The organism is Anaerolineaceae bacterium oral taxon 439 (genome assembly GCA_001717545.1).
Taxonomy (GTDB): Bacteria; Chloroflexota; Anaerolineae; order Anaerolineales; family Anaerolineaceae; genus Flexilinea.
The window spans coordinates 43195-55395 of record CP017039.1; the positions used below are offsets into that span (position 1 = coordinate 43195).

Genomic DNA, 12201 nt, shown 5'->3' on the forward strand with positions numbered 1-12201 from the left:
GATCCGTATATGAAAATAAGGAGTCAGAAAAGATGAAAAAATTATATCGAAGCTCACAGGATCGGATTATCGCTGGCGTCTGCGGCGGGTTGGCGGAATATCTGGAATTAGATCCTTCATTAGTACGGCTGGTTTTCTGCGTCCTGTCGATCCTTGGCGCGGGCGGCTTCTTTGTCGTCTTGTACGTGGCGATCATGCTGATCGTCCCGGTCAATCCGGGTCCCGCCGGTCAGCAGACGGTAAATTATTCGACCGTAAACGAATCGGTCCGGTACCACGATGGGACGCGCGAAGAGGCGGGCAGCGTCGTTATTGAGGGCAAACGCCCGGGCGGAGCGCCCGAAAACAGCGATCATTCGAACGAATCGGTCCTGAAATAAAGTTCGAGCGCGCCGAACGAATGGGAGGAATAATGTGGATCGTTATTTTCGGATTTTGGACGGCGCTGACCGGAGGAATCGTTATTACGGGATTGATCAAAGAAAACGCCCGAACGCCCTGAGCCGAGGCGCACCCTGCGTCAAGCGTATCCGTACCATACAGAAAGAGCAACGAAAAAGGGAAATCCTCGCTGCTCTTTTTTCAACAACCCGTTCAGTACCGAAGCCGGGATCAGACCCAGCCGCGCGCTTTCATCGCGTTGACAACGCGTTCGATCGCGACCATGTACGCCGCGTCGCGCATGTAAACCTTGGACGAAGCCTGCTTATCGTAGACCGAATTGAACGCGTTCGTCATCTTTTCATCCAGCCGTTCGAGGACGGTCTCCTCCGACCAGTAGAAGTTCGCGTCGTTCTGAACGCCTTCAAAATAGGAGCAGGTAACGCCGCCGCAGTTGCAGAGGAAATCCGGAATCATGAAGATCCCACGCGACTTGATCACGTCATCCGCCTCGATCATCGTCGGCCCGTTCGCGGCTTCGGCGATAACTTTGACGTTCTTACTGATTTTATCGACGTTATCGGCGCGAATCTGTCCTTCGAGCGCGGCAGGGACGAGAACGTCGACGTCGAGACCCAGCCAGTATTCGCCGTCATGGACCTGATAACCGGCTTCGATCGCTTTCGCGCGATCGACCATTCCATACGCATCCGTAATTGACATCAGGAAGCGCGGATCGACGCCATCTTCCTTATAGTAAGAATAGCTGACCTTATCGACCCGATCCCAGCAGGTTACGCATTTCACGACCATGCCGAGACGGTTGATAAGATTCGTCGCAGTGTACTGGCCAACGTTGCCGAAGCCCTGGATCGACGCGGTCATACCTTTCGAATTCAGCCCCAGCTTCTTCAGCGCTTCGCGAATGCAGATCATGACGCCGAAGCCTGTCGCCTGCGTCCGGCCGAGCGAACCGCCCGCGCCGAGCGGTTTCCCGGTCACGACGCCGGGCGTAAACGAGCCGGAAAGCTGACTGTACTCGTCCATGAACCAGCACATCATCTGAGCATTGGTTCCCATATCCGGGGCGGGAACGTCCGTCCGCGGGCCAAAATTCTTCCAGAGCGCGCGAACGTAAGCGCGAACGAGGCGCTCCTTTTCACCGGCGCTGAGCGTCGTCGGATCAACGACGATTCCGCCTTTCCCGCCGCCGAGCGGAATATCCGCGACCGCCGTTTTCCAGGTCATCCAGGTCGCTAAAGCCCGGACCGTGTCGAACGTCTCGGCCGCGGAGAAGCGCATCCCACCCTTATTCGGGCCGCGGGAATCGTTATGCTGAACGCGGAAGCCCTCAAAGACTTTCGTTTCGCCGTTATCCATCCTGACGGGAATGCGAACATGATATTCGCGCATCGGCCAACGGAGTAAATCCCGGACGTTATTACCGAGTCCAAGCATGTCCGCTACGTGATCAAACTGTTTTTGGGCAAGGGTAAAGGGGTTGATTAAATCGCTCATACTGTTTTCAAATCTCCTTTGAACAATGAAATCCAGAAAACTTTCCTTGTCGAAATTGTAACAAACCTGCCGCCGATTCCCTACTGATTAACCGTCCTATTTGTCAGACAAATGTCACATCTTTTTGGGGATGCGAACAGGAGTCAAGGGCGCGCAATATCTACCCTTCAACTAACGCTAATAAATTCTCACGGCAGATTTTGTTGTACGCCTTCTGACTAATTCGTCCGTTTTCAACGCCTTCGTCCAAAAAATGAGACAGTTCGCGATAGTTTTTAATCGTGCAATAATCAACGCCAAAAAACAGTTTATCCTGAAACTCCTCTAAAAATTTATAGCCAAATTCCGGGTCTCGCATGATCGCGTTTTCACCGGAACCGGCGGAAAGGTCAGCCAGCATATTCGGATAATTCCGCATGAGCTCCACAACGCGACCGCCGGGAGTAACCGGCGTCTTCTGATCGCGCCCCCGGTTTTCAACCGTGCAGTCTCCGCTGATTTCCGACCACCATTTATGACTATGCCCAATCAGTCTCAATTTCGGAAATTTCTGAAGCGTCGCTTCGATATTATATAAACCGAGTCCGTCAACAATCCCATAATCGTCACCCTGCCAGCCAATATGGAACAAAATCGGCAAATCACATTTCTGCGCATGATAAAAAGCGTTTTGCATCAAGGGATCTTCAACTGGAAGGTTCGCGGTAAACTCGCCAATACCTTTTGCGCCAAGCGACTTGTAATACATTAGAATAATTGATAAGTCCGAACGCGGATGATTTTCAATCCATCGCGGATCAATATTGCAGAACCACCAGCCAATCGTTTCCGGATACATTTCAGAGGCGATCCGAGCTTCGCGATTGGTAAACTGATCCGACATATGCTCCGGCGAAACGAGAGGCAGCGCAACTCCTTTCTCAACACCAATTTTGTCATACATCCCGCGCAACTCTTCGCAGGTTAATCCCATATCCTGGCCGCCTGCCATACAAGGGTACGTTTTTTCCAGCAACACGTGCGCATGAATATCCAATTTCTTTATTATCATATTTCATCCTCATTTTCAAGATTAGCGTTTCCGTACAGCAAAAAGGAAATCTCCGATTCTCTTATAAATAATTATCAATCCGAGTGAACTCCCGAAGCAGCTCAGGCAGCTCGTTCTTTCTTCCAGGGAGGAACGCTCGGCAAACATCTGTCAAACCTGACCAGCTGTTCCTCCTGCGCAGCGCCGCTATACCTCTGGTAGTAAAAATCGTCAATACCCTGCAAATAAAACGCCTTCCAGGAATTTATCTCATCGAGCGGACGAATCGGAAAAAACAGGATCGAATTATCAGCCGCAGCCTTCCAGTCGCCAGGCGCATCCCCAATCATAATCGCGTGATCAGCGTGATAAAAATCTTTGACCGCCGCAATAATCTCTTTCTTACTGCCGTCTTCCTGCGCGCCCAGAAACGTTACAAATTGGTCAAGCCCATGCTCACGCCATTCTTTCACCAAGGCTTCTCGCGGCGTCGCCGATACAATGACAATATCCGCGAACTCGCTCAGCTTTTCAAGACTTTCCCGAACAAACGGGAAAGGAGGGATCCCATAGACCATCTTCGCGACATTCCGATTCATTTCATAAGACCAATCAAGCGCTCTCACCAGTTCGGCTTCGTCGCTTCGCTTTGACAGCGCTTCGTTATTAAGGATCGGAGCCGTTTCGACCCAGCGGCGAAACTGACCATATTCAGGCATTTTAAATCCGCGGTCCCTGACTTCATCCCGTTCACGAAGCAAATCCAAAACCCGGATAATTGCATGAAACCGACTGCAGCCCCGCGTCTTAGAATACAAATTAACAAATTCCCACGCCTCCCTTGCCAGGCTTGAAACAGCTTGCAATTCCCATTTATAGATCGTAGCAGGACAGAAGCACTCTTTATGCTTGATCTCCATCGTATCGAACGCGCATCCGTCAGAATCGATGCAAACCAAAAAATTACGTTTCGCTATATACGGGTTCTTCGAAAGATCAACGATCATTTTATCCCTCGCCCAGGATATACTTCTCAATTGCCTTCGCGAAGCCATCCCGGTCCGATCGATCCGTTATAACGTCGGCAATTTCTTTCAGCTTAGCGTCAGCGTTTTCCATCGCGACCCCCAACGCTGCCCGGCTAATCATGGAGCTGTCCATTCCCATGGAGTCCCCAATGCTCATTACGTTTTCAAACGTAAGGCCTAAACGTCCCAAAATCGCCTCAATCGCCTTAACTCGATCGGTCGCAGTGCTGTAAAATTGAATATCCTGCGTCGAGCCGTCTAAAAATTCTACGTAAGGTCTTTCTTTCAAGCCTTGAATAATCGGCTGTTGCATGTCCTCCCGAACGCCATACAGATTAATTTTCTCAATTCCAATATGCTGCTCAAGAAAGAAATCGGACAATTTTCCATAAATTCCAATCTGCTTCCCAGATTCGAGATACCAAACGTGATGAGGCGGGACGGCGTACTTCCATAATTCATCCAGAATCTCCTGCTCAAAGTAGAGGCGACCTTCCGCGGCGACCTCGCTATATATCTGACGACCTTCATAAAGGGCGCAGAGCTCCGCAGATTGCTCCAGCGTAAACGTTGCCTTATACAGAATTTCACCGGTCAGCCGATCGATAACGCGAGAACCAGCAGCCGTAACCCAATATCGAAAAATCTGATTCCCATCAATTTGGGGCGGAAACATATCCGCACTGCGTCCCGAGCAAGGGACGCAATAAATCCCTCTCTTCGCGCATTCTCGGAGAGCCCGCATATTACGAAAGCTCAGCCAGGTCTGGTCTTTTTGAAGCGATGTCCCGTCAAAATCGATCGTGATCAATTTGATTTTACTGCTGTCAAACATATTTTGAACCCCTCCAAAGCAAATATAAATTACATATCAATATCAGCGTTTCCGGTCAGCCTGAAAAATAACAGCATTGACCCAACAACCATAACAATCAACATGGTTGAAAGCGCTGAGGCAACTCCATAAGCGCCACGGCTAACCTGATGAAATAAAGATACAGACAAAGTCGCAGTTTTAGCGCTATACAGCATCAATGTAGAAGATAACTCCTGAATAAGGGTAATCCAACTCAGAATCGCGCCCGATATAATCCCCGAAGTCATCACTGGCATAGTGATATTAAAGAAAGTTGGCACCGAACCATACCCCAAAGACATCGAAGCCTCTTCGATTCCGGGATTCATCTGCCGAAGAATGGACGCGCTTGATCTCAGCGTATAGGGCATGCGCCGAACAATATACGCGATAACAATAATCGCTCCCGTTCCGCCCAAGGCTAAGAAGTTGAGAGAGTCTTTCGTAAGCGTAATCATATGCCCCAGGATACGGATCGTCCTTTCATCCGCGATTCGCTGCGCAGTTTCTTCAGAGAATGACATTGGAATTCCGATTCCATTGTTATAGCAAATCAGAAGCATCAGGCCAAAAATGACCCCGGATAAAACGTAAGGTATCTGTGCGCATGTATCAAGAACCCGCGAGAAAACGTTCCTCCGCCGTACAGTGATATAGGCAAACATAGTCCCGAAAATAACGATAAAGACCAGCGCGGCAAGCGCAAATTTAAGCGTATTAACCAGCGACGATCCCATTTTATTCCAAGCATCGACATAATTTTTCAAAGTCCATGCATCCTTGATGATGCCATGCTTAACTTCGCGAAATGAAAGAACCGTACAATAAAGGACAGGGAGCAACGCGAGAAAAGTAACCAGATAAACATAAAAGTGGGCTGCGATATTCCCGATTCCTGTAATTTTCTTCGCGACAGGCGGATTCAGCATACTCATATTGTAGTTTTTTCGGCTAAAATGCATTTGCAACAGGAATACTACAATCGCGACAAGGATCATAACAAAAGCAATAGAGGAAGAAAAGAAGGCATCAGATCCCTCCTCGCTTAGCCATTCGTTATAAACCAGCACGGGCATCGTTGTAAACCCTTCGCCAATTAAACGAGGAGTACCATAATCAGCAAACGCCCGAAGAAAAACGATCGCCCCACCAGCGAGAATTGTCGGCGTTACCAACGGAAGGCTGACCTTAAGAACTTTTTTAAGACCATGATCGCCGAGGCTTTCAGCCGCCTCAATCAGCGTCGCGTCAACTTTTTTCAGCGCCCCTTTTGTATACATATAAATATAAATAAAAAGGTGAAGCGTAAAAACAATCATAATCCCGGTAAAGCCATAAATACTCGGGAGCTTAATACCGTGAGACGCAAAAAACTTCGTGACACTTCCCGCGCGTCCGAACATCAAAATCCAGGAATAAGCGCCAATAAAAGGCGGCGAAAACATCGAGACAACGATCAGCACATTGATGACCCTGGATCCGAATATTTTAATATTCGTTGTGATATACGCTAAAGAAACCCCAATAACTGAAGCAAGAATCGTCGAAACGATCGTCACTTTGATCGAATTCCAGATAGCCTGCCGATAATAATCGGTAGATACGAACTTGACGAAGTTTGAAAGTGAAAAGTGCCCAGGATTATCTACCGACTGAAAAGCGTTCGTGACCAGATGCGTAATCGGATAAATTAAAAAAAGCCCGAAGAAAATCAATGCAACAAAGGTCATGAAGCTCCAGAAATCGATCCGATAACGCTTATTGAACATTTCTATCCACTCCTGCTAAAAGCGTTGTTTCATCCTGCTTGTCGAATAGATTAATCCGACGCGAATTCACGCCTAAATAAATCGTTTCGCCTGGTTCGTATATCTTCGTAACGCTGGACGTATCAACGGTTACTTCAACATGCGCGCCATTCCCACAATCAACAATATACTGGATATATTTTCCCAGAAAGAGCTTCATCAAAACTACCGCCGCCATGCCCGTATCCTTTTCCGCAAGAATAAATTCTTCCGGCCGAATAAAGACAAGAATCTCTTTCTGCTCGCGCAGCGGCCTTACACCCGAGACTTGAATATCAAACCCCGTATCCAGCCGAATCAACGTCGCGCCCTGAATCTGCTCCAGAACTGTCCCGATAAACCGATTGCTATGTCCAAGAAAATTCGCAACAAACGTATTAAAGGGCCGCGAATAAATACTTTCAGGACTTTGGACCTGTTGAATAACTCCCTTATCCATTACCGCAATCCGATCCGAAATGGCAAGCGCCTCTTCCTGATCATGGGTAACATACACTGTTGTAATCCCAATTTTTTTCTGGATTTCGCGAATCGCCTCGCGCATCTCGATCCTCAGCTTCGCGTCGAGATTCGAAAGCGGTTCATCCATCAACAGCACCTGAGGGCGAACGACAATTGCACGCGCGAGCGCCACCCGCTGCTGCTGACCGCCGGAAAGCTTATCCGGATAACGATCCTTATATCGCGAAATCTGAACCGTTTCCATGATCTTATCAACACGGATTTTTATTTCATCTTTTGAAAGCTTTTTATTTTTAAGCCCATACTCAATATTGCCGTATACCGTCATATTGGGAAAAATTGCGTAGCTCTGAAAAACCATCCCGAAGTTTCGTTTATAAACGGGCACGTGGTTAATAACTTTGTCATCAAAAGCAATTGTCCCGGCTTCAATCGAATTAAACCCGGCGATCATCCGAAGCAACGTCGTCTTCCCGCATCCGCTCGGACCCAGCAGCGTAAACAACTCTCCCGGATTAATATCCGCTGACAGATCCTGAATCACAACGTTGTCCCCATACACCTTTTTCACGTGTTCAATATGAATTGAAACAGCCATTCTTCCTCCCTAACGTTCCGGGTCCCCAAAGATCGGGAACCCGGAACGCCGTTGACGCACAAGAGACAATTTAGTTAATCGAACTGATTAATTCCTGGAGCCGGGTTTTCAGATCTGTATTCTCGGCAACCCAATCAACCGGATAATTCATCGCAGGAAGCTCATCGCTCCCCGGAACATTATCCAACCCGGTAAACATGACATCAGGACGAACCGAGCGCATCAGACATACATCCGCCAAAGCCTGTTGAACGTCCCGGGAAATAACAAAGTCAACAAACGCCTTGGCATTATCGACGTTCCGGCTATTTTTAATGACACCCATGAACGAATTGCGAAGCGTAATTCCTTCTTTCGCGTAAACCGGCGAAACGTCGACGCCATCACGCATGAGCTGAAGGATGAGTTCTTCGTTTGTAATACCCACTGCGTATTCGCCATTCGCAACCGCCTGCGGAACTTTTAAGGAGCTGCTCTGTAGTTTTTTGTCCAGATTGACGAAGTATTTTTTGACGAAATCCCAATTGTCATCCATCGTATTATTATTCTTCTTCGCTATCGCCGCCAGCATGTTAATCACTTGCTCGCGAGCTGACGAAGAGGCCGATGGGTCAACATAGCTGATATTCCCTTTCAGCGCCTCATCAGTCAACGACTCCCATCCATCAACAATAATACCAAGATCAGAAATCATCTCATTATTCACGATAATCGTATTGACATTAATCTGCATCGGAGTATACATATCCGTTTCCCCGCAATACGACGGCAGACACTCAGCTTTAGCAGGAGACACATACGGCTGAAGAAAATCGACCAACCCGGCGTAAACGCTATAAGAGCCGCCTAATAAAACGTCACCCTGCGGGTTCTCAGCTTCCGCTTCGATTCGCGCCGCAAGTTCGCCCGTACCATTAACAATAAACTCGATTTCGCAATCTGGATAACGCTCTTCCCAAAGTTCTGTCAGGACTTCTACCTCATCTTCGCTCCCTGCGCAATATACGACCAATTTTCCAGTCGGAATATATCCTTCCCCAGGCGCCGAATCAAAGGCAAAAACCGCAGACCCGACCACGAGAACCATCGTCAACACAAACCACAATACGCACAAAACACTTCTTCTCATCTTTATCTCCCCTTTTTATGAATTGAACTTTTTGCAATGAAGCAGATCAGCATATCGAAAAAACGCTTTATTTAAGGAGTAGAGAATCGAATACTCCCGGTTTATCCTGTTTTAATCCGCTACAATGCAATTCGCGATTAAATTTTACGAAATTAGGGCATATTCTGCCATGTAAATTTATGGAATTTTCATGTATCCTTCTATTTTTCAAAGCTAAAAAAAAGAAATGAAAACAGTTTCTTTCAAATAAATAACCGGGGCGATTAAACCAGAATTCAGCTAAGCGTCAACATCCAGAGGAGCGCCAACCCTGGACAAAGGCGGAAAATGACTTGAATGTGCTTTTCGGTATCGCGAAGGCGCCAACCCAGTATAAGCTTTAAAAACCTTACTAAAATGAAATTGGTCGTAAAAACCCAATTGCGCAGCAATTTCGCTGAGAGAAATCGTCGGATCCGAAAGGTATTCGATCGATCGCGCGATCTTCATATTTTGCGTATACGCCGTAATCGTTTCACCGGTAACCTGCTTAAATAGCTTGCTCAGGTAATTCGGTGAAAGCGAAACGTAATCGCTTAGATCGTTAAGCGAAAGAGACTCATGAATTCTCTCTTTAATGTACCGCTGAAGCTCGAAAACAACCGCATTCATCCAGACATGACCTGGGGATTCGCTGCTGAAGCTCATTTTCTGAAGCAGCAGCGATAAAAAAGCCTTAATGTAACTGGTAACAGCTTCCTCTGAGCCTCTCCGTTTCAGCGCCTGTTCCGCGCAGATCTCGCCGACAATAAAATTTCCTGGGATATATAAGTCAGTCCCATAGACCTTGTTTTTTCCATCTTTAGAATAAATACTATAGCCGGTTCGAACGATTTCGCTGGTTACGCTGATCCAAAGAATCTTCGCAGGACGGTTGGAATAAGAGATTCCCTGGAGACAGTGATAAATCCCCTGAGAGATGATACAAAACTGATTCCGGCAAAGCTGATAAAAATCCTCGCCGATTTGAATGTCGCTGCTCTGATCTATCTGAATCGCAATTTCATAGAACTGATGAAATTCGGCTGCAGCCTGTTTTTCCCCAGCGCCAAGGAAGTTGGCAATCCCTGGCCCCAGCTTAGCGTAATAATTTACATAAAATTTTCCAAGATTATCAGGCCTGATTTCTTCGCGGATATAGGATAATACGTCAACAATTTCCCCGACCATGAAAAAAATTATACTGCATCAAGTTTCAAAAAACGCTCATCTAAACAGCGGGCCAGATTAATTTTTTACATTCTTTTCCATTAAACATCCATGGAACACAACCGCCGACTTCAATATAATAATTCGTAAACCGGCCTCCTGAATGCATTAAAAAGAATGCATCCACCGTCAGGAAAGACGCCAAAGAGTCGGGATGGCCTGAAAGGAATTTCATGAAAACGCTTTGTAAAGACGATTTGCACATTAAAATTTTTAACACAAGATCAGAAATGGGAACCGCCGCGGCAAAAGATTTCTCAGCACATGTAAAAAAAATTCTCGAGACCAAAGATTTCCTTCGAATTATATTCGCAGCTGCGCCGTCTCAAATTGAATTTCTATCTGCGATCGCTGCGGATAAAACAATTGAATTCAACCGATTTGACGCATTTCATATGGACGAATATATCGGACTTGAAAAAGACTCGCCTCAATCATTTGGGAACTTCCTGCAACGACATATTTTTTCTCTCCGTGAATTCCGGTCCATCCGCTATATCGATGGACAAAATTCAGATCCGGAAGCTGCGTGTCGAGAATACGCAAGATTCCTCACCGAAAAGCCGATCGATATCGTATGCATGGGAATTGGCGAAAATGGGCATATTGCGTTTAACGATCCGCCCACGGCCGATTTCCAGGATCAAAAAATCGTAAAAGTCGTGGAGTTAGACGAAACATGCAGAATGCAGCAGGTTCATGACGGTTGTTTTCCAGAAATTGCCGCAGTGCCAACCCACGCGATTACGTTAACAATTCCAACGCTAACCTCAGCGGGAACTCGTTTCTGTGTCGTTCCCTCCGCTACAAAAGCGAATGCTGTCAAGCGCATGATTCAGGACCCGATCCATGAAAGCTGTCCATGCACGATCCTTCGCAGGACAAAAAACTCGACCCTATACCTGGACGCTGACAGCAGCGCTTTACTTTAGGCAGAGGTCAGCATGAAGACCCTTATTAAGAACGTAAGAATTGTTGACGGAGGGGAAATTCAATCTGGACATATTCTCGTTGAAAATCGAAGAATAAGCGCAATTCTGCCGTTGGGAGCCGAAATAGACGAGGGAATCGTCTATGACTTTTCTGGTTTGTACGCTTCGGCAGGGTTTATCGACACGCATACCCACGGAGGCGGCGGACATGACTTCATGGACGGAACGCTGGACGCGTTCATCGGCGCATGCCAAATGCACCTGAGACATGGAACCACAACCATCATCCCTACGACACTCTCCGCCTCGGAAGCGGAATTAATCCGGAGTGTCGCCGCTTTCCGGGAAGCTCAGGCAAAGCAAAAAAACACGCAGTGCCTTCACGGACTTCATATGGAAGGGCCTTACTTCGCCATGAACCAGAAGGGCGCCCAAGACCCGCAATATATCAGAGACCCAGACCCCGCCGAATATCGACGAATTATTGACCTTGCGGATGGCGCTATCGTTCGTTGGTCAGTCGCTCCAGAACGTACAGGCGCAATGGAGATGGGAGACTTTCTAACGGCAAACGGAATATTACCCTCCATCGCACATACCGACGCGACCTATGCTGATTGCGTTGAGGCGATTCAGCATGGATATACTCACGTTACGCACCTGTACTCCTGCACTTCGACCATCACGCGAAAAAGCGGATTCCGAATCCTCGGCGTCACCGAAAGCGCATATTGCTTAGATGAGCTTACGGTTGAAGTCATTGCCGACGGCTGCCATCTTCCGCCGGAACTACTGAACATGGTTGTAAAATGCAAAGGCGTCGACCGTGTCAGCTTAGTAACCGACTCGCTGCGGCCGGCCGGGCTTGACGTTGCGACCTCAATCGCCGGCAGCCTTGAAAATGGGAAGCCCTGCATTATTGAAGACGGCGTTGCGAAACTTCCAGATAGAAGCGCTTTTGCAGGCAGTATCGCAACGGCGGACCGGCTTGTGCGAACCATGTGGAAAAAGGCTAATGTTCCATTAACGGACACAATCAAAATGATCACGGAGAACCCAGCCAAATTACTGAAAATCGACGACCTGAAGGGCCGCCTTTTGCCTGGGAAAGATGCGGACATTGTAATTTTCGATGAAAACGTAAATATTCAAGCGGTTTTTTACGCAGGCAAAAAAATCGAAGAAGAAACAATGATTTGAAAACAAGGAAA

11 protein-coding genes are annotated in these 12201 nt (G+C 47.4%); 3 read left to right on the forward strand and 8 right to left on the reverse strand.

What is annotated here, in order from left to right; genetic code table 11:
* The first annotated feature begins 32 nt into the window (after positions 1–32).
* On the forward strand, positions 33–380 hold the full coding sequence (locus BEQ56_00195) for a hypothetical protein (GenBank protein AOH42042.1): 348 nt from the start codon (positions 33–35) through the stop codon (positions 378–380).
* A 232-nt stretch (positions 381–612) separates the two neighbouring features.
* Here BEQ56_00195 and BEQ56_00200 read toward each other — a convergent pair whose 3' ends face one another.
* The 8 genes from BEQ56_00200 to BEQ56_00235 all read right to left on the reverse strand — a co-directional run bounded on the left by BEQ56_00200 (position 613) and on the right by BEQ56_00235 (position 10019).
* Positions 613–1899: a glutamate dehydrogenase gene (locus BEQ56_00200; GenBank protein AOH42043.1), complete on the reverse strand. Its 1287-nt coding sequence runs from the start codon at positions 1897–1899 to the stop codon at positions 613–615.
* A 160-nt stretch (positions 1900–2059) separates the two neighbouring features.
* Entirely contained in the window at positions 2060–2950 is an 891-nt protein-coding gene (locus tag BEQ56_00205; GenBank protein AOH42044.1) for a hypothetical protein, read from the reverse strand.
* Positions 2951–3051: 101 nt separating this feature from the next.
* A complete protein-coding gene (locus BEQ56_00210; protein ID AOH42045.1) occupies positions 3052–3936 on the reverse strand; it encodes a haloacid dehalogenase in 885 nt (294 codons plus the stop codon).
* A 1-nt stretch (position 3937) separates the two neighbouring features.
* Positions 3938–4792: a hypothetical protein gene (locus BEQ56_00215; GenBank protein ID AOH42046.1), complete on the reverse strand. Its 855-nt coding sequence runs from the start codon at positions 4790–4792 to the stop codon at positions 3938–3940.
* A gap of 29 nt (positions 4793–4821) precedes the next feature.
* The gene (locus BEQ56_00220) at positions 4822–6582 is read right to left on the reverse strand and encodes an iron ABC transporter permease (GenBank protein ID AOH42047.1); all 1761 of its coding nucleotides are present in this window, start codon (positions 6580–6582) and stop codon (positions 4822–4824) included.
* Entirely contained in the window at positions 6572–7681 is a 1110-nt protein-coding gene (locus BEQ56_00225) for a peptide ABC transporter substrate-binding protein (protein AOH42048.1), read from the reverse strand. The genes BEQ56_00220 and BEQ56_00225 overlap by 11 nt, the downstream gene beginning before the upstream one ends.
* Positions 7682–7751: 70 nt before the next feature.
* The gene (locus BEQ56_00230; protein AOH42049.1) at positions 7752–8768 is read right to left on the reverse strand and encodes a hypothetical protein; all 1017 of its coding nucleotides are present in this window, start codon (positions 8766–8768) and stop codon (positions 7752–7754) included.
* Between the two features lie 321 nt (positions 8769–9089).
* Positions 9090–10019 (reverse strand): hypothetical protein, encoded by a 930-nt coding sequence (locus BEQ56_00235; protein ID AOH42050.1) that lies wholly within the window; start codon positions 10017–10019, stop codon positions 9090–9092.
* A 212-nt stretch (positions 10020–10231) separates the two neighbouring features.
* Between BEQ56_00235 and BEQ56_00240 the strand changes: the two genes are divergently transcribed.
* Entirely contained in the window at positions 10232–10990 is a 759-nt protein-coding gene (locus BEQ56_00240) for a glucosamine-6-phosphate deaminase (protein AOH42051.1), read from the forward strand.
* A gap of 12 nt (positions 10991–11002) precedes the next feature.
* Complete coding sequence (locus BEQ56_00245; protein AOH42052.1) at positions 11003–12190, forward strand: N-acetylglucosamine-6-phosphate deacetylase; 1188 nt, start codon at positions 11003–11005, stop codon at positions 12188–12190.
* Positions 12191–12201: the final 11 nt, after the last annotated feature.